At 43.8% G+C, this 23,950-nt stretch carries 28 protein-coding genes, 1 tRNA gene and 1 pseudogene; 24 read left to right on the top strand and 6 right to left on the bottom strand.

Annotated features, from left to right (window positions below; genetic code table 11):
- Positions 1–124: 124 nt before the first annotated feature.
- The 22 genes and pseudogenes from LP107_RS08570 to glyS all read left to right on the top strand — a co-directional run bounded on the left by LP107_RS08570 (position 125) and on the right by glyS (position 14,497).
- Positions 125–210 (top strand) — tRNA-Leu (locus tag LP107_RS08570).
- Between the two features lie 155 nt (positions 211–365).
- The gene (locus LP107_RS08565; protein ID WP_078273494.1) at positions 366–1,727 is read left to right on the top strand and encodes a tyrosine-type recombinase/integrase; all 1,362 of its coding nucleotides are present in this window, start codon (positions 366–368) and stop codon (positions 1,725–1,727) included.
- A 275-nt stretch (positions 1,728–2,002) separates the two neighbouring features.
- Positions 2,003–2,218, top strand: a pseudogene (locus LP107_RS08560) (helix-turn-helix domain-containing protein); the annotation flags it as partial.
- 2 nt (positions 2,219–2,220) lie between these two features.
- Positions 2,221–2,445, top strand: a complete 225-nt coding sequence (locus LP107_RS08555) for a hypothetical protein (protein ID WP_078273496.1) — start codon at positions 2,221–2,223, stop codon at positions 2,443–2,445.
- Positions 2,438–2,695: a type II toxin-antitoxin system RelE/ParE family toxin gene (locus LP107_RS08550; RefSeq protein ID WP_078273497.1), complete on the top strand. Its 258-nt coding sequence runs from the start codon at positions 2,438–2,440 to the stop codon at positions 2,693–2,695. Before LP107_RS08555 ends, LP107_RS08550 begins: the two co-directional genes overlap by 8 nt.
- Positions 2,696–2,708: 13 nt before the next feature.
- The gene (locus tag LP107_RS08545) at positions 2,709–2,969 is read left to right on the top strand and encodes a hypothetical protein (RefSeq protein ID WP_078273498.1); all 261 of its coding nucleotides are present in this window, start codon (positions 2,709–2,711) and stop codon (positions 2,967–2,969) included.
- A gap of 97 nt (positions 2,970–3,066) precedes the next feature.
- Positions 3,067–3,324 carry a type II toxin -antitoxin system TacA 1-like antitoxin gene (locus LP107_RS08540; protein WP_078273499.1) on the top strand — a complete coding sequence of 86 codons (258 nt, stop codon included), beginning with the start codon at positions 3,067–3,069 and terminating at the stop codon, positions 3,322–3,324.
- Entirely contained in the window at positions 3,314–3,766 is a 453-nt protein-coding gene (locus LP107_RS08535) for a hypothetical protein (RefSeq protein WP_078273500.1), read from the top strand. The genes LP107_RS08540 and LP107_RS08535 overlap by 11 nt, the downstream gene beginning before the upstream one ends.
- Positions 3,767–3,914: 148 nt before the next feature.
- Complete coding sequence (locus tag LP107_RS08530; protein ID WP_078273501.1) at positions 3,915–4,646, top strand: hypothetical protein; 732 nt, start codon at positions 3,915–3,917, stop codon at positions 4,644–4,646.
- Between the two features lie 156 nt (positions 4,647–4,802).
- Positions 4,803–5,006 carry a helix-turn-helix transcriptional regulator gene (locus LP107_RS08525; protein WP_078273503.1) on the top strand — a complete coding sequence of 68 codons (204 nt, stop codon included), beginning with the start codon at positions 4,803–4,805 and terminating at the stop codon, positions 5,004–5,006.
- A complete protein-coding gene (locus tag LP107_RS08520) occupies positions 5,003–5,251 on the top strand; it encodes a helix-turn-helix domain-containing protein (protein WP_115369716.1) in 249 nt (82 codons plus the stop codon). Before LP107_RS08525 ends, LP107_RS08520 begins: the two co-directional genes overlap by 4 nt.
- A gap of 299 nt (positions 5,252–5,550) precedes the next feature.
- Positions 5,551–5,757 carry a hypothetical protein gene (locus LP107_RS08515; protein WP_078273506.1) on the top strand — a complete coding sequence of 69 codons (207 nt, stop codon included), beginning with the start codon at positions 5,551–5,553 and terminating at the stop codon, positions 5,755–5,757.
- Positions 5,754–5,978, top strand: a complete 225-nt coding sequence (locus LP107_RS08510) for a hypothetical protein (protein ID WP_078273507.1) — start codon at positions 5,754–5,756, stop codon at positions 5,976–5,978. Before LP107_RS08515 ends, LP107_RS08510 begins: the two co-directional genes overlap by 4 nt.
- A gap of 582 nt (positions 5,979–6,560) precedes the next feature.
- Positions 6,561–6,758: a hypothetical protein gene (locus LP107_RS08505; protein ID WP_078273508.1), complete on the top strand. Its 198-nt coding sequence runs from the start codon at positions 6,561–6,563 to the stop codon at positions 6,756–6,758.
- A complete protein-coding gene (locus LP107_RS08500; RefSeq protein WP_264682754.1) occupies positions 6,755–7,003 on the top strand; it encodes a hypothetical protein in 249 nt (82 codons plus the stop codon). The genes LP107_RS08505 and LP107_RS08500 overlap by 4 nt, the downstream gene beginning before the upstream one ends.
- Positions 7,000–9,255, top strand: a complete 2,256-nt coding sequence (locus LP107_RS08495; protein WP_264676020.1) for a DUF927 domain-containing protein — start codon at positions 7,000–7,002, stop codon at positions 9,253–9,255. The genes LP107_RS08500 and LP107_RS08495 overlap by 4 nt, the downstream gene beginning before the upstream one ends.
- A gap of 918 nt (positions 9,256–10,173) precedes the next feature.
- Complete coding sequence (gene glyQ, locus LP107_RS08490) at positions 10,174–11,130, top strand: glycine--tRNA ligase subunit alpha (RefSeq protein WP_264676237.1); 957 nt, start codon at positions 10,174–10,176, stop codon at positions 11,128–11,130.
- A 37-nt stretch (positions 11,131–11,167) separates the two neighbouring features.
- Positions 11,168–11,620 carry a hypothetical protein gene (locus LP107_RS08485; RefSeq protein ID WP_078273511.1) on the top strand — a complete coding sequence of 151 codons (453 nt, stop codon included), beginning with the start codon at positions 11,168–11,170 and terminating at the stop codon, positions 11,618–11,620.
- Between the two features lie 25 nt (positions 11,621–11,645).
- Positions 11,646–11,831 carry a hypothetical protein gene (locus LP107_RS08480; protein ID WP_078273512.1) on the top strand — a complete coding sequence of 62 codons (186 nt, stop codon included), beginning with the start codon at positions 11,646–11,648 and terminating at the stop codon, positions 11,829–11,831.
- Positions 11,825–12,187 (top strand): hypothetical protein, encoded by a 363-nt coding sequence (locus LP107_RS08475; protein WP_228157800.1) that lies wholly within the window; start codon positions 11,825–11,827, stop codon positions 12,185–12,187. The genes LP107_RS08480 and LP107_RS08475 overlap by 7 nt, the downstream gene beginning before the upstream one ends.
- Entirely contained in the window at positions 12,168–12,374 is a 207-nt protein-coding gene (locus LP107_RS08470; protein ID WP_228157801.1) for a hypothetical protein, read from the top strand. Before LP107_RS08475 ends, LP107_RS08470 begins: the two co-directional genes overlap by 20 nt.
- A 29-nt stretch (positions 12,375–12,403) precedes the next feature.
- On the top strand, positions 12,404–14,497 hold the full coding sequence (gene glyS, locus LP107_RS08465; protein WP_264676238.1) for a glycine--tRNA ligase subunit beta: 2,094 nt from the start codon (positions 12,404–12,406) through the stop codon (positions 14,495–14,497).
- 115 nt (positions 14,498–14,612) lie between these two features.
- On the opposite strand, the gene glyA is transcribed toward glyS, so the two are convergent.
- Both glyA and LP107_RS08455 read right to left on the bottom strand, forming a co-directional pair.
- Positions 14,613–15,995: a serine hydroxymethyltransferase gene (glyA, locus tag LP107_RS08460; protein WP_078273514.1), complete on the bottom strand. Its 1,383-nt coding sequence runs from the start codon at positions 15,993–15,995 to the stop codon at positions 14,613–14,615.
- Between the two features lie 143 nt (positions 15,996–16,138).
- Positions 16,139–16,594 carry a chorismate--pyruvate lyase family protein gene (locus LP107_RS08455; protein WP_078273515.1) on the bottom strand — a complete coding sequence of 152 codons (456 nt, stop codon included), beginning with the start codon at positions 16,592–16,594 and terminating at the stop codon, positions 16,139–16,141.
- Between the two features lie 421 nt (positions 16,595–17,015).
- Here LP107_RS08455 and LP107_RS08450 point away from each other — a divergent pair, with 421 nt between their 5' ends.
- Together LP107_RS08450 and LP107_RS08445 are read left to right on the top strand one after the other, a co-directional pair.
- Complete coding sequence (locus LP107_RS08450; protein WP_078273516.1) at positions 17,016–18,614, top strand: isocitrate lyase; 1,599 nt, start codon at positions 17,016–17,018, stop codon at positions 18,612–18,614.
- Positions 18,615–18,810: 196 nt separating this feature from the next.
- Entirely contained in the window at positions 18,811–20,976 is a 2,166-nt protein-coding gene (locus tag LP107_RS08445) for a malate synthase G (RefSeq protein ID WP_078273517.1), read from the top strand.
- A 45-nt stretch (positions 20,977–21,021) separates the two neighbouring features.
- Here LP107_RS08445 and LP107_RS08440 read toward each other — a convergent pair whose 3' ends face one another.
- The 4 genes from LP107_RS08440 to ffh form a co-directional block, all read right to left on the bottom strand.
- On the bottom strand, positions 21,022–21,393 hold the full coding sequence (locus LP107_RS08440; RefSeq protein WP_078273518.1) for a hypothetical protein: 372 nt from the start codon (positions 21,391–21,393) through the stop codon (positions 21,022–21,024).
- A 9-nt stretch (positions 21,394–21,402) separates the two neighbouring features.
- Positions 21,403–21,564 (bottom strand): LysE family translocator, encoded by a 162-nt coding sequence (locus LP107_RS08435; RefSeq protein ID WP_264676239.1) that lies wholly within the window; start codon positions 21,562–21,564, stop codon positions 21,403–21,405.
- The gene (locus tag LP107_RS08430; protein ID WP_264676240.1) at positions 21,537–21,992 is read right to left on the bottom strand and encodes a LysE family transporter; all 456 of its coding nucleotides are present in this window, start codon (positions 21,990–21,992) and stop codon (positions 21,537–21,539) included. The genes LP107_RS08435 and LP107_RS08430 overlap by 28 nt, the downstream gene beginning before the upstream one ends.
- A 296-nt stretch (positions 21,993–22,288) precedes the next feature.
- Entirely contained in the window at positions 22,289–23,842 is a 1,554-nt protein-coding gene (ffh, locus tag LP107_RS08425) for a signal recognition particle protein (RefSeq protein WP_029102218.1), read from the bottom strand.
- Between the last annotated feature and the right edge of the window lie 108 nt (positions 23,843–23,950).

Here is a 23,950-nt window from a genome sequence, read left to right as displayed (position 1 = left end):
ATAAGACTGGGCTGTCCAATCAGTCCAGTTTTTAAAATATTTTTAAAATTTTTATAAAAACCCCTTGACGAAATTTTAAAATAAGCTATAATACGCACCCATAGCAAACAAGCTAACCGCTCATGCCAGTGTGGTGAAATTGGTAGACACGACGGATTCAAAATCCGTTGCCTAATAAGCGTGTCGGTTCGAGTCCGACCACTGGTACCATTCATGCTTTTCAAAGCATTTCAAAAAATCCAAAATAGCCCCGAAAGCCCCATAAAATAAAGGTTTTCGGGGTTTTTTGTTTCTTGTTGGTGTTGCAGGGTGTTTCATTTTGGTTCATAATACTTGTACCCTAAATTGTACCCTAAAAATTTACCATGATAGAAGTTAAAACCGACAAGCAAATAATCGCCCTAAAAGCAGACCAAAAAGAATATCATGCCAAAGTACACGGCAAACCACGCCTATCTATCCGAGTACGAGCCACCAAAAAGGGCGAAACCAAAGAATGGGTATATCGTTACACCAAGAACGGACACACCCACAAGGAATTTTTGGGTAATTATCCCACCGTCAGCATGGCAATGGCATTTGACAAATGGCAGGAGCTAAACGAGCTTATCTCAAAAGACATTGACCCCAAAACCCATTACGCCAAACAAGCCAAAGAAAAAGAACGTCAAGAAAAAAATAAATTCCGCCTTGTCTGTATGGCGTGGGCAAAAACACAGCCGTGGGGCAAAAAAGACACGATAAAAACACGCCAATACAACCTAAATCTATTCATCAAACGCTTTGGCGATACGCCCATGAATGAGATAAGCACCGCCGATTTGATAGAGCTATTACAGGACATAGAAACTACCCACCGCCAACGCAATGACCCCACCAAACCAAGTGATAAAGCCGTCAGGTGTAGGGGCATGATTGTGGATTTATTCGCATGGGCAACGGTTCATGAATATTGCACCACCAACCCAGCCGAGCCAATCGCTAACGCCAAAACAAGCCACATTTTAGAGACGGTTAGCTATGGCAACCGTCAAGCATTGGTTAAACCTAATGAGTTTGGCGAACTCATGCACGACATCAAGCACGATAACCGCATGGGGGCAAGTACTTATCATTGCCTTATGCTACTTGCCTACACAGGCGTAAGAATTGGCGATATTAGGGCGATGGCGTGGGCGGATTTGGATTTGGATAATGCCAAATGGGAGCTTACCCCAATCAAAGGCGAAAGCGACAACGGTTTTAAAATGGTTAAACAAATGACCGTGCCATTATCCAGGCAAGTCATCAAGATATTACAAGAACAGCACCGCCACACAGGACACCGCAAGCAGGTATTTTATTCCGACCAAAGCAAGCATGGCATAATATCCGAGAACACCACCAACCAAGCCTTACACAAGCTAGGGTACAAAAACAAGCACACATCACACGGCTTTCGGTCAAGTGCCAAAACCCTACTCATGCAGGAGCTTGATTATAACGACATGATAACCGAGATGGTGTTGGGTCATGTTGTCAAAGGGGGCGATAATCCCTACATGAGAGCCGATTTATACACCAAGCGGTGTGAGCTTATGCAGACGTGGGCGGACTACATAGACGATTTGGCAGACGGCAAGGACACCACGCATTATAAAGGCGTGTATCGCAACAAGCCTAACGAGATTTTGCAAGCCTTGATAAACATGATTGGCAAAGATGAGATTGTCAGGTTGCTACAATGAACCGCCCCAGTTTGGGGCTTTTTCTTGTCAAGATGGCAGGCGTGAAAAAATTGAGTTTTAAGTTTTTAAAAATTATGGTGTACTCGGTGTACCGCCCTTTATTTATAAGGGTTTAGCGTTAAAAATACGGTGTACTTATACTAAAAAATGGTGTACTTTATTAAAAAAACGGTGTACTTTGTGGTGTACCGTACACCATTTTTGGCAAAGTCTTGTAAATCAAGGGTTTTGGCTTTATTACTTATATGTTATAATTAGCCAATTATCGGAGCGACACCATGACAGCATTATCACAGCTTAGACACACCGCCAATTTATCACAAATGCAGTTAGCCCAAAAAATGGGCGTATCACAAGCCAACATCAGCAAGATAGAGAATGGGGGCGATATACAGCTATCCACGCTTGATAGATACATCACAGCTTTAGGCGGTAAATTGTCAATCCATGCCACCTTAGACGGCAAAACAATCACGATATTTAAGGATTAACCATGATTATTGACCTACCACCGACCACCGCCCACATTATTGAACGTATCGCCAATGTACAGGGCATTAGCGTTGAGCAGTTTTGTATCAATAGCGTTTATGAAAAAGCCCTAGAATTTGCCTATATGCCAAACAGCGAAACCAAACAAGCCATAGACGAGCTTATGGCAGGACAGGGCAAGAAATTTGATACACTTGATGAGCTTATGGCGGATTTAAATGCTTAAACTACAACGTTCAAACGCCTTTAAAAGAGACTTTAAAAAGCATGGCGAGCTTGATACCGCTTTGATAGAAGTGCTTTATTTGCTACTCAATAACGAAACCCTGCCACCAAAATACAAAGACCATGATTTAATCGGCAATTACAAGGGTTTTAGAGAATGCCACATCAAGCCTGATTTATTGCTTATTTATCAAAAAGATGATGAATATTTGTCATTGGCAAGGTTAGGCAGTCATAGCGAATTATTTTAAGGACAAAACCAAGATGATAGACATTTCCCCACACGTTGAGCAGATGATTATCACACGAGCCGAACAAAGGGGCGTAAGTGTTGATGAACTGCTATTACAAACCTTTGCCCAAGATGATGAACAAGCCTACTATGATTGGTTTTATGAACATCATTACGACATTGACAAGTTGGATAAGGCAATCAATAGCGGTGTTACCGAGCCGATACCACCCCACGCCTTAGAGAGTGTGGAGAGTTTGGAAAAATGGCTTAGTGGGGCAAAGACGGCATGAACGTGATTTTTTCCGCCAGTTTTCAAGTGCAATTCCCCACGCTAACCAACACCGATAAACAAGCGATTTAAAACCACCAAATAAAAAGGACAGCCTTATGTTAGACATTCCTCCACACATTGAACAAGTCATTATTGCCACCGCCAAAAGGCAAGGCGTAAGCGTTGGCGAATTATTGGCACAAAAATTTCCAAGCGATGATTTGGCAGAAATGCACGGCTTAAACAGCGATACCGCCAATTTCACTTTGAACGAGAAAGACAGTCAAGCCCTACAAGCCATTTTGGATAAACCTACACCGCCCACGCCTGCCCTAAAAGAGATTTTGGCATTGGGGGCAAGTTATGGATTTTGAAGTACTTGCCAAACACCATAACAAAGCGGATTTTGATTGTGGTAATGATGATATTAACCGCTATTTACAAACCATAGCGAGCCAACACACCAAAAAGAATATTAGTGTTACACACATTTTGGCAGATGGCGAAACCATCAAGGCATTTTACACCCTATCCAACAGCCAAATAACCGACCATCAGTTAAAAGGCTATCCCAAAGTTATCCCCGCTATTTTAATCGGTAGAATTGGCATTGATAAACGCTATCAAGGGCAAGGGCTATTCAAAGTAATTTTTGCCCACGCCTTTTTGGGCATTAAAAAGTTTGCTAGATTTAGCGGTATGGCATTTATCATCATTGACCCAAAAACCGACACATTAAACCAATATTATCAAAATATGGGCTTTATGCCATTTGACGGCAACCGCTTAATTTTCCCCATTGAGAAATTGCAATAATTTAACCCTTTTGCAAGGCTAGGAGTAGCTACCGAACGGCGGTTATTTTTCATACCTTAGACCGCCACGCCTGCTATTTTATTTGTTAAGGTATGACATTGAAAAGTTGAAAATTGTGTATTAAGTTGAGTTTTTATTGAGGTGTAAAATGGGATTGTTATCAGATGCCAAACAAAAGCGACAAGAAAAGTTTAATAATGAGTTTATTTCTTTGTTTGATAGTGTGATATATTTAGATGAGCCATTAGATGAAGCATTAGACTATATTATTGAGTGCATGCCTTATCAATCAAAGCTATATTTGACAAATGATGGTTGTCAAAGCGTTTATTGTGATGAGAAAAATAATTACTGTTCAGAATATGCAGAATGGCATTTTGGCATTGCTACCATGACTTATTCAAAAATTATTGATAGCTTGACCGAATGTATCAAGCAAAAACAAATAGAGCCAACCAATCCTATTTATAATCTAGGTTTTGGCAAAAAACGCTTTTTATCATACCTTGTTAGTGATGGCATAGAAGTAAAACAAAAAGACCTAGAAAACGCCCTAAGCCCTACCCCCATTTGTGATGAATACGTGGATATTGATTATTACACCCTACAAAGTATTATTGATGAACGAGACGAATTAAGGGGGCGTGTGGACGAGCTTAAAAAGCAAGGCACACCCAAAGTCATCAAGCCACAAGGCGATGATTTATTGATATTGGGGGCGGTCATAGAAACCTTAGCTAATGTCAAAGTAAATCCCTATACACAAGCAAAACTCATCATTGAGATTATGGCTAGACATAATGCAATTACTGGCTTATCCGAAAGCACACTAACCAAGAAATTTGCAGAAAGCAAAAAATATTTGCAACAAAAACAATGAAATTTATCTTATTATTTTTCATTTAAAATCAATCATCTATTTAAATAATCTTTTCATTGATTTTTCATTTATAAAAAATGAAATTGCTAATGAAAGGATTATTTTTTTGTCATTTTTTATCATGCGTTCCAATCCTTTTAAATCGGAGCGTATGTAATGCAAACCCTACCAAAAGGCGGACTATCTACCGCCAAAGACATCTTGCCCCTACTACCCTTTGGGCGGACAACCCTATGGCGTAAATGCAAACATGGCAAATTTCCCAAACCCCAAAGACTAAATGCCAGCGTTACTGTATGGCGAAACGATGAAGTAAACGAGTGGTTAGCTAATCCGACCACATGGGAGAATTTGGCATGAGCCAACGCCAGGACATCTACAACCACCTAATGACAGGGGCATCAATCACGCCCATCACCGCCCTTAATCTGTTTGGGTGCTTTTCCCTATCACAGCGACTAGGCGAGCTTAGACGGCATTTTGGTGTACCCATTTTGTCAAAGACGGTAGAGAATGCCGATGGCAAACGTTATGCGTGCTATTGGCTAGATAAAACCTATATCGCCAAAGTCAAGGCAGGCGAGATTAAAGGCTATGGCGTGTAAATCTTGCGTACCAGCTTGCGTACCGTGGAAACTTTTTTGGAAACTAATACTTTTCATTTTTGTATTCCATAAATTTATGAAAAACCTTGCTAACCAAGTTGCTAACCAAGCATTTCCTTGTTCACTTTGCTGTTCACCAGTACGCATACAAGTCCATGGAAAACCTTACTAACTTGTTTGCTAACCAAAGGGCTGTATTTTCAGATACGACCCTTTGCCACGTTTTCAAATCCAAGCAAGATTTTTTGGAAACTTGAAAAAACTTGACATTCATTTCCACAAAACAGAGCGTATAAACCATGATAAAAGCGTATTTAACCAAACTGTCCCACGACCTACATACCACAACCGAGCTACTAGGCAAAATCAGTCAAGCAAGCAGTAATCAAAGCGTATCGGACGTGCTAGACAACATCACAGACCGCCTAGACGTTCACGCCAGACAGCTTGATAAAATCATCAATCACATGAATGAGAAACAACCCCATGGGAGTAAATTTTTATGATTGATATTGATTATCTGCAAAAAGTTGTGAATGTCCTAAACGCACACGCCGACAAAAACGACTGCATGGCAACGCTATTTTTGCAAGCCCATGAACTAAAAGGCGATACCATGTACCAAGACCATGCCATAATTTGCCTTGAACACGCCAAACAGCTTAGAGAACATGGCGGGTATATTCAAGAAGTGATTGATGAACCGCATTTGTTGGTTAAGCAATAGACTTTTTCGGGAAATACTGTACAAGCGAAAAAATGGGGTTGCCCAAAGTTGGGCAAGGGTATTACTTTGAATGAGAAACAACCCCATGGCGAGCGATAAACGCCCATTTGAGAAACAAACCCCATGAAAGCCCCTTTTTAGCCGTCCAAGCCCCACCATAGGCAAAGACACCACCCACCGCCCTAAACCGCCACAGAACGCAACACAGGCGAAAACAGGGCAATAAAAAACCCCTTGCCAATCTTTGCAAGGGGAAATCCACCACAAGGATATTTTACTATGAATGAAATTCAATGTAAATCACAAGTTAATGAAATTATTTCACTTGATAAAACTGATAGTGTGGACGATAATAGCCATCGCAGCGTCGAAAACTGCTTTACACTCGCACACCACAAGCGAAATCTGTGGATTTTTTATGCCTATCAGAATTTAACCGCCTTTTTGTCAGCGGTTGCCTTTCTTTTGGGTTGGAAGGTGTGGAAATACCCAATACCACACGCCGTTAGTGTAGCGGTTTTCGAACTTCCAGCCCACCCTATTTTTAGGGTGTTATTCAAACCATCGAAAGGTAACTACACTATGACAAACTCAATCTTATCCCACTCCTTAGCCGTCCTAACAGACGAATACCACCGCTACAATGCCATGCACGAGCAAAACCCATACATGGGTTATGCAGACCGTGCCAATGCCATTAGCAACGCCATACACGCTTTAAAGCAAAGCACCCCAAAGCCAAAAACGGCTTTAAATCGCATTCTAGGGGGTGCAGAATGAACACCACCGACAACATCAAGATTACATCAAGTCAGAACACTGACACCACCCCACAAGGAGCGGTAAAGGTGCTTTATACCGTCCTATGCAAAGAGCCAAACGTTTACCAAGAGTTTAGCGACTTTGACACCGCCCACACGTTCGCCACACAGCTTGCACAGGACTACCCACAAGCCCACATTGAGAAAGCCAAAGTATCGTTATTTTTTGATGATTGTGATAATGACAATGGGGGGCAAGCATGAGCGAGATTAACACCATTGGCGAGCTTATCAAAACTTACACGCCTGCCACCACCGACCAGATTAACGCCATCTATCAGGGCATGGGGGAGCTATCCCCCAAATCCTTTGTGTGGATTGATGATGATATTAATGCCATCAAAACCGCCAATAATCTAGGTATGATTGTCAAAAACCCCAAAGGGCAAGCGGTCAATTTGGCAATTTTAAAGCCGTCCAAGCCCTATTTGCTAAACCACCGTGAAAAGGTAGGGGCAGGCGTGTTTGGCGATTTGGGGGCGGAGTGTGCTTACCTAGTAGATGATTTATTCACCGCCTTAGATTTGTCTTTTGCCCTAAAAGAGATGGGAGAGCGGTTTTGTGTACTGATGGCATTTGGCAATATTGACAAGGTTGCCAAAACCTTTTGCAAAACACACCGCCTAATCTTGCCCATAGGCAAACACCAAGCGGACGAGCTACAAAATAAAATAGGCAATTTGCCAAACGTGGAGATACACGCCTGCCTAGACCCCGTGGAGAACACCATAGAGCGGTTGAAGGGTAATGACACAGACACCCAAATCATCAAAGAGCTTGATTATCCCTATTTGGGCGGTCATTTTGTCATCAAAGATGGTAAGCTGTTTTATACCAAGTTAGATAGCAAAACCGACCACACCACCGAGACATTTTTATCAAATGCCTTGTACATTGACGGACAAACCCGAGACAAGACAAGCGGTAATTGGGGCAAGCTGTTACGCTTTACCGACCCAGACGGCACACAAAAGACATGGGCAATGCCAAATGATTTATTGATGGGTGATGGGCGAGAGTACCTAAGACCGCTTGCCAGCATGGGGCTTGTTATTGGCACAACCGCCAAAGCCAAAGCCCTATTAACCGCTTATATCCAATTTCATCCATGTACCGACAAACTTTTGTGTGTGGATAATGTAGGTTGGCACGGCACGGCATACGCCCTACCACACAAGATTTGGGGCGATGGCGTGGTATTACAAGCCGAGCAGATAGAGCATGGCTATCGTGAGCAGGGTACATTAGCCGAGTGGCAAGAACACATATCCAAGCCATGTATTAACCATAACCGCTTAGCCTTTGCCTTGTGTGTATCACTCACAGGGGCGGTGTTAGAGCCATTGGGGGCGGATAGCCTAGGTTTTCATTTTGTGGGTCCATCTAGCATGGGTAAATCCCTTGCCCTAAACATGGGGGCAAGCGTGTGGGGCGGACGTGAGTTTGTCCGCACATGGAAAGCCACAGGCAACGGCATGGAGAGCGTCGCAAGCATGCACAATGACGGCTTTTTAGCCCTTGATGAATTGGGCGAGTGCGAGCCTAAGCAAGTTGGGAGCGTGGTGTATATGCTAGGCAATGGCACAGGCAAAACACGCATGAACAAAGACACCACCACACGCCCCAGCAAAAAATGGCGGATTGCTTACCTATCCACAGGAGAGACCACCTTAGACGGCATTTTAAAGCAAGCAGGGCAAAGCATAAAGGCAGGTCAAGCGGTACGCCTAGCCCACATCAATGCCGAAGCAAAATACGGCATGTTTGACAGCCTAGCAGGGTTTAAAAGCGGTCATGAGTTAGCCGAGCGTTTGCGAGACAATGCCAAACGCTATCACGGCACGGCAGGGGTTGCATGGCTTGATTATCTTACCACCCACGACTATTTGGCACAGCTTAAAGCCTTTATTCATGATTTTACTAATTTGTATGATGGGCTAAGCAGTCAGGCAATGAGAGTGTGTAAACACTTTGCTATCGTTGCAGGCGTGGGCGAGCTTGCCACAGTCGCAGGGGTTACAGATTGGCAGGCAGGACAAGCCACACAAGCGGTCAAGGCGTGTTTTGATGATTGGTTAGCCATACATGGCAAGCATGGCGATTTGGAATTAACCGCCCTAGTGGAGCGTATCGTCCACACCATAGAGCGACACCAATATTCACGCATGGCAAGCCTAAGACACGAAGCCGAGAACCTAGAAAATAACTGGACGGACGGTAAACCCAATTTTCTAGGCTGTATTGATGAAAAAAACCGCCTTTATTTGTTCACAAGTGCAGGGTTTAGCGAAGTCAGCGAACCGCTACCGATTAGGCAAGCCTACCAAATGCTAAAAGCGGTCAATCTTACCACGGCAAGCCACCGACAACAATACCAAAAGAAAATCAATGGCAAAAAACGTTTATTTTATGCCATCAAAGATGAAATTTTGACGTTTTTAGACAATGAGCCATAGCAACATAATTTAACACAAAAAACCCATAATTAAATCATGGGTTTTTTTAATTTTTTCAAAACGGTGTACCGTACACCGTTTTTTTGATAAAGTACACCATTTTTAAAATCGTCAAAGCCTTGCCACATAAGGCCGGTACACCGAGTACACCAAGTACACCACAAAAAAATGCAGATACAGAAATTTATTTTTTTATGGGCAAAAAAACGGTAATTTTATGTAATTTTAGAAACATTTCATGATGGCAATTTTAGATTTAAAAACCAAAATCCACGCCTGCCGTTGGTGTACTTTTCTGACCAGTAAAGGGGGTATTTGAACATTATAAAAAAAAGACTTTTCGGAGCAGTACGAGAGCAAGAGTAATTCCGCATTTGAAATGCGAAACTGGTTTTTGCGAGCAGTACGATAATAGGTTGTTTTGTTATGTTGATAAAATGCGATTTTTTAAACATGATAAGTAAGATATGTTTACGCCATAAACATGACTATGCTATCATGTTTACGTTTTTGTATTTTTTAAACATGAGATAATCTTATGACATGCAGGTTGCATGAATGGTGAATTTTTACTAAGATATGGGGCAAATTGAGCGGTAAAATAATTTTAGTGAACAAGCGTGGACTTGAAAGCATTGTACCCTATTTTGTACCCTAAACGGCATTTTTGAAAATGACCCCTAATAAAATCAATAACTTAGGTTAGGTTTTCAATTCCGACCACTGGTACCAACTACAAGCCCTTGATTTTTCAAGGGTTCTTTGTTTTTAAAAGCAAAATCATATCCCCAACCCTTTAATCTGCTCTGTCATTCGCCATTTATCTGTAAAAATCTTAGCAACTTAAAATCATAACCATTTTTTATCTTGTCTATTTGTGTTAAAATAAGTCATTTACCAAATCCAAAAGTGATGACCATGGCACAAACATCAAAACAACCACTTACCTTTCAACAAATTATCCTAACCCTACAAAACTACTGGGCAGAGCGTGGCTGTGTGGTTTTGCAACCGTATGATGTGGAAATGGGGGCAGGGACTTTTCACACCGCCACTTTTTTGCGTGCTTTGACCCCTGAAAAATGGAACGCCGCCTATGTACAACCGTCTCGGCGACCCACCGATGGGCGATATGGCGACAACCCCAACCGCTTGCAACATTATTATCAATTTCAAGTCGTGCTAAAACCCAATCCTGCCAATATCCAAGAGCTGTATTTGGGCTCTTTGCAGGCGTTAGGTATTGATACACTAACTCATGACGTGCGTTTTGTGGAAGACAACTGGGAGTCGCCAACGCTTGGGGCGTGGGGCTTGGGCTGGGAGGTGTGGCTAAACGGCATGGAGGTTACCCAGTTTACCTATTTTCAGCAGGTGGGGGGCTTGGCGTGCTTTCCTGTCACAGGCGAGATTACTTATGGCTTGGAGCGTCTGGCGATGTACATTCAAGGCGTGGACAGCGTTTATGACCTTGTATGGACGGATGGCGAATTTGGGCGAGTAACTTATGGCGATGTGTTCCACCAAAACGAAGTTGAGCAGTCCACCTATAACTTTGAATATGCCGATGTGGAAAAGCTCTTTGAACTGTTTGATTTTTATGAGTTCGAGGCCGACCGTTTGGTTGGTGTCAATCTGCCATTGCCTGCCTATGAAATAGTGTTAAAGGCGTCTCACAGTTTTAATTTACTTGATGCGCGTGGGGCAATCAGTGTTACCGAACGCCAACGCTTTATCTTGCGAGTACGCACTTTGGCTCGTAAAGTGGCGGAGAGTTATACCATTGCTCGTGCCAAATTGGGTTTCCCTTTGGCGGATGAAGCTCATAAAAAAGAAGCGTTGGAGAAGTGGTTGCCCAAAGAGAATGATGAGTGATTTTTTTAAAATTTAATAAAAACAGGTTGATAAAATAATGAAAAAATTTGCAGTAAAAGCATTATGCGGTTTGAGTGTTCTGTTTGCTATGAATGCTCATTCGGCTTTGAATTATTGGCATATAAAAGAAAACAATTCTGATGAATATACTTACAATATTGTTACGCCTAGACCTAATTTCTTTGAGATAACCATCAAATGTTATCCAAATGGTTTAGACAAACCTGTTATTAGTTTCGGTTATAGAGATGAAGCTAGCAATACAGTTGTTGAAAAACCTTTGACAAATGATGTGGAATATACTTTTGTTGTTGATAATTTGACGGTTAAGCCACAAGCAAACGATGTATTCAAAATGATGTTTATTAATAAAATTGGTAATGCTCAAATGTTTGCTGTCGTTGATAAAGATGATGAGATTGTAGCATTCTTTACGCCATTTAATAAAGCACCGAATTTGACAAAAAATTGCACTATGATAAAAGAATAGTGCAATTTCTAAGATAGGATTAAAAATGAGTACCGCATCGTTTGACAAACAATTTATTGTGCGTGATGAAAAGGCGATTGAGCAATTTTTATATGATTTAGAAAATGCCAAACCGTCAAAACCAATCAGTCTTGAACCCACGCAAGATGAAATTGAGCAAAAAAATAAAGTATTGGCATTGCTACAAAAGCGAATGAGTAAGTTATGCTAACGATTATCGCATTGCAGGAATTGTATGACATACAAGGTCGCAACAAAGAACAAATACAACTTTTATTAAAGGAATTTGCTTGTCCAAAAAATCCCGATGTAGAGCGATTTTTGCACCAAAAAGCCTTACGATTTGAAGAAAGTCATAATGCCAGAACTTATTTGATTTTGTCAGAAATGGGCGAAATATTGGCGTATTTTTCATTATCGTTTAAGGAAGTGGATTTGCAAGTAGATAAAATAAGCAAATCTGAAATTAAGCAATTGGATGGCATTAATAAAAACGCCAATAAAATCCGAGTGTTTTTGATTGGACAAATTGGTAAAAATAGTTTAATTGCCGACAACCCCCATTAAACTGGCAGATATTTTTAATGAAATTGAGAAAATATTATTAAAAGCCAAACAGTTAATTGGCGGTCGTGCCGTTATTTTGGAATGCCAACCCATTGCCAAACTGCTTGATTTATATAGCCATCACGACTTTAAACAATTGGCGGTTGTGAATGATGATGAAATGCTAACCCTGTATCGGGTTTTATAATGTAAATTTTTAAATAAAAAGGTTAAACAATGAGTATCATCCTATTTGAACTTGGTTGTGAAGAACTGCCACCCAAATCCCTAAAAACCCTAGAAACCGCCCTAAAAACAAGCCTTGAAAAATCGCTTGTGGACGGTCAAATCGCCTTTGACGGCATTAAAAGCTACGCTGCTCCACGCCGTTTGGCGGTGCAGATTTTTAATGTTGCCAGCGTTACGCCCGACAAAGTAGAAACCAAAAAAGGCCCTGCGGTCAAATCCGCTTTTGATGAGACGGGCGAGCTAACCCGTGCAGGTCAAGGCTTTTTGCAAGGACTAAACGCCACAGGTTTAAATTTAACCAAAGCCGATTTAATTACCCTTTCTGACAAAAAAGGCGAATACATTGGCTATGAGCTGACTGTCAAAGGCGAAAGCGTGGACGAGCTACTGCCCCGCCTTATTCAAAAAGCCCTAGATGAGCTACCAATCGCCAAAAAAATGCGGTCAGGTGCTGACAAACACGAATTTGTCCGCCCTGTCAAATGGGTGGTGCTAATGCGTGATGATGCGGTTATTTCTGCGACCATTCAAGGACACCAAGCGGGAAGTCAAACCTGCGGACACCGTTTCCACGCTCCTGATTTTGTGGCAATTTCCAATGCCAACGACTACGAAAGCGTGCTTGAAAACGCCTATGTCATCGCCGATTTTGCCAAACGCCAAGCGAACATTGTCGCCCAAGTCCAAAAACTCTCTGATGAAATCGGTGCGACCGCCATTGTCCCTGATGAGTTGCTGGATGAAGTTACCGCCCTTGTGGATTATCCTGTTGCCCTGCGAGCCAGTTTTGAAGAGCGTTTCTTAGCCGTTCCCCAAGAAGCCCTTATCAGCACCATGCAAGCCGACCAAAAATATTTTTGTCTCACAGACGATAACGGCAAGCTAAAACCCAACTTTATCTTTATCAGTAACATTGACAGTAAAGATAAATCTGCGGTGATTTTGGGCAATGAAAAAGTGGTACGACCCCGTCTGGCGGACGCTGAATTTTTCTTTTTGCAAGACCAAAAACGTCCGCTTGCCGACTTTGCCGAAACCCTAAAAACACGAGTATTCCAAGACAAACTTGGTACGATTTGGGAAAAAGGCGAGCGTATTGCCAAACTGTCTGCCTTTATTAGCGAAAACTTGCGTCCGCACGGTTGGGACGTGCCGACCGATGACGTGGTGCGAGCAGGGATTTTGGCGAAGGCGGATTTGGCGACCACGTTGGTGGGCGAATTCCCCGAATTGCAAGGCATTGCAGGGACGTATTACGCCCACAAATCGGGCGAAAAAGCGGACGTGGCGAACGCCATTGCCGAGCAATACCTGCCCAAATTTAGTGGCGATGAATTGCCCAAAACCGACATTGGTGTGTGCTTGGCACTTGCCGACCGCTTGGATACCATCGTGGGGATTTTTGGCATTAATGAAGCACCGACAGGCTCTAAAGACCCATTTAGTCTAAGACGAGCCAGTATTGGCGTGCTAAGAATTTTGATTGATAAAAAGTTACCCTTAAACCTTGTAGCGCTGGTTGAACAAGCTCTAAAAGGCTATGGCAACCGCCTAGCCAATCTTGCCAAAACCTTTACCGATGTGATGGAGTTTATCAATGCACGCTATCGTGCCATGTACACCGAGCAGGGCGTGAATGTAGACACCATTCAAGCGGTGCAAGCGATAAATCCGCACATGCCCCTTGATTTTGATGAGCGTATCCGTGCGGTACAGGCGTTTCGTGCGTTGCCACAGGCACAGGTGCTGGCAGAGAACAACAAACGTGTTGCCAACATCCTTGCCAAAGCCGACAACGTGGACGAGAATGTAGATGAGAGCCTATTGACCGAGACGGCAGAAAAGGCGTTGTATCAGGCGATTTTGAGTGCCAAAGAGACGGTAAAACCCTTACAGGATAAAGCGGATTATCAAGGGGTATTGACCGCCTTGACCGCTTTGGCAAGCCCATTGACCGACTTTTTTGATAATGTCATGGTAAATTCCGATGACGAAAATCTCAAAAACAACCGCCTAGCCTTGCTTGGGCAGGTGCGTACGCTGTTTTTGAGCGTGGCGGATATTGGGGTATTGCAAGGTTAAACAAGTCTTGCCAAAACCAAAACCCTATCGCAATGATAGGGTTTTTTGATTAACTCTACAGACAACCAAAAAATCCGCCCCATGACATCATCAAGAGGCGGATTTGATGTAGGACTTATTTTTGATTGATTTTTGCCATCGCTTTTTCGTAGAACTCATTAAATTTGTCTTTGGCGGTGTGGACAAATTCGCTGTCGGCCTGCTCATCAATCATATCACTAATTTTGGAGAACAGCTCTTTGGTTTTGGATTTTTGATATACAGGCAGTCTTTGACATACTTCGCTAACTTTGGTACGCACTTCACCAATCACTTTTTCATTGCCTTTGGCATCCAAAATATCGCACACCCAGCCAGCCAGCTCCACGCACTCAGCTTCTTTAAAACCACGAGTGGTAACGGCAGGTGTACCAAGGCGGATACCGCTTGTTACAAAGGGTGATTTGGGGTCGTTTGGCACGGAGTTTTTGTTCACAGTGATGTGAGCGTCCCCAAGCCATTTGTCCGCTTCTTTGCCTGTAATGCCTTGCTTGATAAGGCTGATTAGCATAAGGTGGTTTTCGGTACCGCCAGACACCACGTCATAGCCACGAGCGATAATCGTGTCTGCCATGGCTTTGGCGTTTTTGACAACTTGTTGTTGATATTCTTTGTACTCATCGCTCATTGCTTCTTTAAAGCACACTGCTTTGGCGGCAATGGCGTGCATTAGAGGACCGCCTTGCGTACCAGGGAAGACGGCTGAGTTTAGTTTTTTCTCAATCTCTTCGTTGGCACGGGCAAGGATAAGACCCGAGCGAGGGCCACGCAAGGTTTTGTGAGTGGTGGTGGTCGTTACGTCCGCAATCTGTACGGGGTTCGGGTACACACCTGCCGCCACAAGCCCTGCAACGTGTGCCATATCTACCATAAGATACGCACCGACTTCATCGGCAATCTCACGAAACTTTTGCCAGTCTATGACCTGACTATATGCCGAAAAGCCAGCGATAATCATCTTAGGCTTATGCTCACGAGCCAGACGAGCCACTTCATCATAATCAATCAAGCCGTCATCGGTAATGCCATAATGCACGGCATTATACGTTTTGCCTGAGAACGACACGCTTGCCCCGTGTGTCAGATGTCCACCGTGAGCCAAGCTCATGCCAAGCACGGTGTCGCCTGCTTCTAGTAGGGCAAGATACACGGCAGCGTTGGCGTTAGACCCTGAGTGTGGCTGTACGTTGGCATAGTCCGCCCCAAACAGCTCTTTGGCACGGTCAATGGCAATCTGCTCAATCATGTCCACATGCTCACAACCGCCATAATAGCGTTTGTTAGGGTAGCCTTCGGCATATTTGTTGGTTAGGTTTGAGCCTTGTGCCATCATCACGGCAGGGGAGCAGTAGTTCTCACTGGCGATAAGCTCAATGTGGTCTTCTTGACGCTCGCCCTCGGCATCAATGGCGATGGCAATCTCGGGGTCAATGGCGTGTAGGGAGATGTCTTTGAACATAAAAAATCCTTAGATTGGAAAGATTAGAAATGAAATGGTATAAAAACATGCTAAGTGTATCATATTTTACCTAAAATGGCAGGGGTATTTTGGTATCAGAGATGATAAATAGACCAAAATCATACCAAGATATTAGTCGATTATCAATTTAAAAAATCTGTTAAAAACATCTCCTGCACTAACACTGCTCGCCCTTGCCAATCATAGACCGTATTTCGCCCCCAATGCTTATTATTAAAAAAGTAAGTGCGAGTATGGGGCAAGTTTTTGTTGTGCTTAAACATGACATAGCCAATTGGTGTGCGTTTTAAATGGCGTAGGCGTTTGGCATTACCGACTAGGCTTGTCAAGGGAAATACACTTTTGGCACGCACCCATGCTTTATCATCATTGCCATAAAGCTCCACTTCACGCACCCACGCAAGGGCAGAGCGGTGGATGGGCAGTCCTAAGAGTTTTTTGGTGGTAAAATCAATGACTTGATACGATTCACGCACCACATTGACATGCAAGGCTTGCCCTGCTCGCTGTTCTAATAAGGTGGTGAGCGAGCCGTGAGAATATAGATAAGGGGCTAAGGTGGTGGGTGGTGTGGTCATGATAAAATAGTGTGAAATTTGGCAAATTTTAGCATAAAATGACAATAGTGGGGGCGAGATGGGGTGGTTTTTGAGATGTTTTGTTACAATTTGGCAGATTTTTCAAAAAATTTTTATAAAAAATCAAACATTATCATCAAGATAATTTATACACCACATTTTGAGAAAATCACCTTACTTTTCAGAGGGTTATCACTTTGCTTGTCTTAATTATCATCAATTTTTATAATGAAAAATCCAACATCATTTTTTAAAAAAATAATGACAATTTAAGCAGGCTATTGGATAAATGCCAAACTTTTGGGTATGCTAGGCACATGAAAAACAAACGAGCAATACAGATGGTTTTGCATTGCTTTTTCATAAGTTGGCAGTTTTGTCATTCACGGTCCTAGACCCATGAACTTTAAGGAAAATTCTCATGACTTACCAATCCGCCCTAGAACACGTTCGCAAAGTTAAAGAAAAACTCGGAGGCACTTGGGACGCTATCCGCCCAGAAGATGCCGCTCGCATGATTGTCCAAAACCGCTTTAAAACTGGTCTTGACATTGCCAAATACACCGCTGCCATCATGCGTCGTGACATGGCAGAGTACGATGCTGACAATTCTAAATACACCCAGTCGCTAGGCTGTTGGCATGGATTTATCGCCCAACAAAAAATGATTGCCAACAAAAAATACTTCGGCACTACCAACAAACGCTACATCTACCTATCAGGCTGGATGGTTGCCGCCCTACGCTCTGAGTTTGGTCCACTGCCTGACCAATCCATGCACGAAAAAACTGCCGTGCCAAAGCTCATTGAAGAGATTTACACTTTCTTACGCCAAGCAGACGCCAAAGAGCTAAACGATTTGTTCCGTGCGTTGCAAAAAGCAGAACAAGCAGGCGATACTGCAAAAGTTAAAGAAATCGAAGCTCAAATTGACAATTTTGAAACCCACGTTGTGCCAATCATCGCTGACATTGATGCAGGTTTTGGTAACGAAGAAGCCACCTACCTACTGACCAAACAAATGATTGAAGCAGGGGCGTGCGCCATTCAAATTGAAAACCAAGTATCAGATGCCAAGCAGTGCGGACACCAAGCTGGTAAAGTTACCGTACCACACGAAGACTTTTTGGCGAAAATCAATGCCGTGCGTTATGCCTTCTTAGAGCTTGGCGTGGACGAGGGTGTGATTGTTGCCCGTACCGACTCAGAAGGTGCCGACCTTACCCAAAAAATCCCTGTAAGCCGTGAACCCGGTGATTTGGCGAGCAAATACATCAGCTACCTAGAAACCACCGAGATTGACATCGCGGACGCCAAAGAAGATGAAATCCTTATCAAGCGTAACGGTAAACTACACCGCCCAACTCGCTTGCCATCAGGTCTGTATCAGTTCCGTGAAGGCACACAGCACGACCGTGTTGTCCTTGACTGCGTAACTTCGCTCCAAAACGGTGCGGACATGATTTGGATTGAGACCCCAACCCCAGACGTGGCAGGCATTGCAAGTTTTGTTAATGACATCAAAAAACAAGTGCCAGATGCTAAATTGGTGTACAACAACTCTCCGTCATTTAACTGGACAATCAACTTCCGTCAGCAAGCCTACGACCGTTGGGTTGCCGAAGGTAAAGACGTATCAGGCTACGAGCGTGATAAGCTGATGGATGCTCAATATGACGACAGCGAGCTTGCTCGTGATGCGGACAAAAAAATCCGTACTTTCCAAGCGGACGCTGCCCGTGAAGCAGGTGTTTTCCACCACCTCATCACGCTACCGACTTACCACACCGCCGCTCTATCTACACACGAGTTGGCAAAAGGTTATTTTGGTGATGAAGGTATGCTTGCGTATGTGGCAGGCGTTCAGCGTAAAGAAATCCGTGGCGGTATCGCTTGCGTGAAACACCAAGCCATGGCAGGCTCGGACATTGGCGATGACCACAAAGAGATTTTCTCTGGCGAAAATGCGTTGAAAGCTGGCGATGCGAGCAAAAACACCATGAACCAATTTGGCGGTTAATTCTCGCTAAATCCTAAGCGTGAAAACGGTGTTTTACTGTCAAAGTAGAACACCGTTTTTGTTAAATGGAAGCTAACTGATATTGGTTTTCTGTTCGCCCTGAGCTTGTCGAAGGGTGAAAGAAAACCGTTATGGTTCGACACGCTCACCACGAACGGTTTTTATCAAATTTCATTTTTATTTTAAGGACAAAACAATGGCAACAACTCGCATTCAAAAAGGCTCTTTGGCGATTGACAAAATCTTATTTGATTTTATTGAAAATGAAGCCCTACCTGTGGCAAAGCTAGATAGCGACACTTATTGGAAAAACTTTGAGCAAGTGGTGCTTGACCTCACCCCAAAAAACAAAGCCCTACTTGCCAAACGCGATGAGTTTCAAGCTCAAATTGACGCTTGGCACAAAAACAACACTTATGAGCTGGGTGCGTACAAACAATTTTTAACCGACATTGGTTATCTTGAACCAGAAGTGGCGGACTTTTCTATCGCCACCGAAAATGTCGATGATGAAATCGCCACCATCGCAGGGGCTCAATTGGTTGTGCCTGTACGAAACGCCCGCTATGCCCTAAATGCTGGCAATGCTCGTTGGGGTTCGCTTTATGATGCCTTGTATGGCTTTGATGTCATCAGCGAGGCAGACGGTGCAGAAAAAGGCAAAGGCTATAACCCTGTACGGGGGGCGAAGGTCATTGCATTTGCCAAAAATTTCCTTGATGAAACTTTCCCATTGGTAGAAGGTTCGCACGCTGATGTAACAACTTATGCGATTGACAATGGTAGATTATCCGCCAAAATTGGCGATAAAACCACTACTTTGCAAAACGCTGAAAAACTGGCAGGCTTTAACGGCACAGCAGACAACCCAAGCGAAATTATCTTAAAAAACAATGGCCTACACGCCATCGTTCAGATTGACCGTGAGCATTTGATTGGCAAAGATGACAAAGCAGGCGTCAAAGATGTGATTTTAGAATCGGCGGTTACCACCATTCAAGACTTAGAAGACTCCGTGGCGGCGGTAGATGCCGAAGAAAAGGTAGAAGGCTATCGCAACTGGCTGGGTCTTATGAAAGGCGATTTGTCTGAGCAAGTGGAGAAAAATGGCAAAACCATTACCCGCACCCTAAACCCCGACCGCACCTTTACCGACCTAAATGGCAACAGCCAAACCCTACACGGGCGTTCGGTGCTACTTTTGCGTAATGTTGGACATTTGATGACCAACCCTGCGATTTTGGTGGGTGGCGAAGAGATTTTTGAGGGGATTATGGACGCTCTTATCACGCCAATGCTGACCGCCATTGACATTCGTGGCGAGAACACCTTGCGTAACTCTCGCACAGGCTCCATGTATATCGTTAAGCCAAAAATGCATGGCTCGGATGAAGTGGCGTTTGCCGTGGAGCTGTTCTCTCGTGCCGAAGAAGCTATTGGCTTACCCAGAAATAGCCTAAAAATGGGCATCATGGACGAAGAGCGTAGAACGTCCGCCAACCTTAAAAACTGTATCGCCCAAGTTCGTGAGCGGACGATTTTTATTAACACAGGCTTTATGGACAGAACAGGCGATGAGATTCACACCGCCATGCACGCAGGGGCGTTTGTGCGTAAGGGCGAGATTAAGGGACAGACGTGGTTTGGGGCGTATGAAGAGCGTAACGTCTCAATCGGTCTAAAAGCAGGACTGCGTGGCAAAGCCCAAATCGGTAAAGGCATGTGGCCTAAGCCTGATGAACTTGCCGAGATGTATCGCACCAAGATTGAACACCCCCAAGCAGGGGCAAACTGTGCATGGGTACCGTCTCCAAGCGGTGCAGTGATTCACGCCATTCATTATCACAAATGCAATGTCATGAACCGCCAAGAAGAGCTTGCACGCCTTGACACGCCTAGCCTTGATGACCTTTTGACCATTCCTCTTGCCACCGATACAAATTGGACAGCGGACGAAAAACGCCGTGAACTTGAAAACAACTGCCAAGGCATTTTGGGCTATGTCGTGCGTTGGGTAGATTTGGGCGTGGGCTGTTCCAAAGTGCCTGACATCAACAACGTGGGGCTGATGGAAGACCGTGCCACCTTGCGTATCTCATCTCAGCACGTCGCCAACTGGCTGGCTCACGGTATCGTAACTGCCGATGAAGTCTGGGACACCCTAAAACGCATGGCAAAAGTCGTGGACGAGCAAAACAAAGACGACCCTGCCTATCGTCCGATGTCGGCTGATTTTGACAATAACATTGCCTTTCACGCCGCCGCCGACCTTATCTTTAAGGGAGCGACCGAGCCGAGTGGTTATACCGAGCCGCTACTGCACAAAGCTCGTTTGAAGTTGAAAGGTTATCAGGGCGATTAATCGCTTGTGATAAAAACCCCAAGCTGTCATAGTTTGGGGTTTTTATTACCTAGATTTTTTAAAGATTGCATAAATACCAAATAACACGCAGTTGTAAATAAATGAGAATATTGCTCCTGTAATGGGTGCTAGTGCTCGACCTGTATCGTTAGAAACTCTCTGCATGGCTTGTTGTTGTTCCGGTGTAATTTCATCACCACTAAAAAAACCATCATCATCTAAATCAAAACTATTCAAATAAATGGTTTTTTGATAATGAAAAAATTCTGCCATAAAAACAATCAAAAGCCATACCAATATAATTGATAATATCCATGCTATCCATATAGGTATTTTTCGACGGTTTGCAATTTTAATGACAATAAATGAGGGTGATGTTATTAAAAAAATGGTTAAGAAGATAGAAAATATTATCATCAATATGCCTTACAACTTCGCCAGCCACAAATTCACGCCAAAGCCAATAAACAAACACCCCACCCCCACCATCGCCAAAGTCATGATAATGGGGCGAGAGCCAAAAGTATCCGCCAGTTTTTTGCCACTAAAAATCAGCAAGGTCAAATATAAAAAGCTGACAATTTGCAAAATGACCGCCAAAATAAAAAGGTCAAAAACGGCTTATCATAATCAGGGCGGACAAATTGCACAAAAAACGATAAGAAAAATAAAATCGCCTTGGGGTTGGTAAGACTAAGTGATGACAAGCGGTAAAAGTGATTGTGCCATTGGACTTTGGGCGGATTAAAACTTTTATTGGCAATGGCATGGCGATTTTTAAAGGTGTGATACGCCCCAATGATAAGCCGTACTAGATACGCTAGATAGCACCCACCGATGAGCTTGATGACATCAAACACCGCAGGATAGAGTTTTAATAACGCCCCTGCCCAAAAGACGGTCGCCAAAATCAGCAAACTATCGCCCACCAAAATCCCCGACATCGCCCCCATGCCCGCCCGCCTACCTTGACTTGCCGACATCGATAGGCAGTAAGACTGTTTGAATGATGACAATTACGTCAGCAAGGTAGAAGACTAAGTTCTGTGAAGTTGTGAATTAAAGAACAATTACACAAAACTTAGTCTTTAGTGGATACAGCTGGCTTTACCAACCTAACCTTTGATCTTGTGTCTAAGATTTGGATTGGTTCATTTTTTGGTTTTTTGTGTGTGTATTGGGGCGTGCTGAACATTGATAACATTTTATAAAAATAAGATAAAACTTATTGTTTTGTCAATTTTTGCATGAAAAATGGCTATCCGACCGCTTAATTATGCAAATACCAACATTCAACACGCCCCAGGCAAGACTAAAAACGCTTTTTAAACTTACCGCCCATCGCATTACTGGCATTTTGTAACTCGTTCATTTTTTGGCGAACTTGCTCTTCACTCATGCCCAGATTGATGGTGCTGGGGTCTACACCCATCTCATGAATGTCACTGGTCATTTTGGCAAATTCTTGTTGCTTGTTGCCACCAAACAAAGGACCGCCACCACCGCCAGACATGCCACGAGTCAGCCCTTGCACCGCTTTCATCATTTTCTCGATGCCATCGGGGCGACTAATCATTTTCATCATTTTTGCCATCTGCTTGTGTTGTTTTAGCAGGGCATTAACGTCTTGGATTTGTTTGCCCGAACCTGCGGCGATGCGACGTTTACGGCTAGGGGTGATTTTGTCGGGATTTTGGCGTTCAAAGGGTGTCATGGAGTGAATGAGTGCTTCCATTTCTTTGACTTTCTCTTCGGGTTTGGCTTGGGCGAGTGCGTCTTGGATGTTTGCCCCGCTCATGCCTGGCATTTTGTCCAAAAATCCTGCCATGCCCCCCATGTTTTTCATCTGTTGGAACTGGGTCAATAAGTCTTCTAAGTCAAACTCACCGCCTTTTTGGATTTTTTTCGCCATGCGTTCGGCTTTGTCACGGTCGATTTTGTTTTCAACTTCTTCAACCAATGACAACACGTCCCCCATGCCCAAAATACGCTGGGCGATACGCTCGGGGTGGAACAGCTCCAAGGCTTCTAGTTTTTCGCCACGACCCAAAAATTTAATGGGCTTGCCAGTAATCACACGCACGGACAAAGCGGCGCCGCCACGAGCGTCACCGTCTGTTTTGGTCAAAATCACGCCTGTTAGGGGCAGAGCGTCGTTAAAGGCTTTGGCGGTGTTGGCGGCGTCTTGACCAGTCATTGAGTCCACGACAAACAAGGTCTCGGTAGGATTGACGGCAGCGGTTAGCTCTTTGATTTCGGTCATCATCGCTTCATCAATGGCAAGGCGACCTGCGGTGTCGATGATGAGAATATCAGCAAACTGGATTTTGGCTTGTTCGATGGCACGATGAGCGATGTCAATCGGATTCTCGTTCACGCTCGATGGCACGAACATTGCCCCCACTTGCCCTGCGACAAATTCAAGCTGATTAATCGCGGCAGGGCGATACACGTCTGCTGACACGAGCATGACTTTTTTCTTTTGTTTGTCTTGTAGGAACTTGGCAAGTTTACCTGCGGTGGTGGTCTTACCTGCCCCTTGCAAGCCTGCCAGTAGATAGACCACAGGCGGTTTGCCTGTCATCTCTAAGCCTTGGTTTGCCGAACCCATCATCTCGGTCAGCTCGTCATAGACGATTTTGACAAAGGCTTGACCAGGGGCGAGTTCTTTTAGCACTTCTTGCCCGAGGGCTTGTTCTTTGACTTTGGCGACAAAATCACGAGCCACAGGCAGTGCCACGTCCGCTTCTAGGAGTGCCATACGCACTTCACGCAAGGTGTCTTTGATGTTGTCTTCGGTCAGGGTGCTTTGACCTGCCAGTTTATGAAGTGTGCCAGAGAGTCGTTCGGTTAAGGTGTCAAACATGATGAGTTCCAAAAAATTAATAGAAAAATTTGGGTTATTTTATGCTAAATTTAAAAATTATGCTATTATTATTGCATATTTTGTACCAATTTTATGATAAAGGGGTGG

The sequence above is a fragment of the Moraxella bovis genome (assembly GCF_025985205.1).
GTDB lineage: Bacteria > Pseudomonadota > Gammaproteobacteria > Pseudomonadales > Moraxellaceae > Moraxella > Moraxella bovis.
This window is presented reverse-complemented; position numbering and strand designations above follow the sequence as displayed.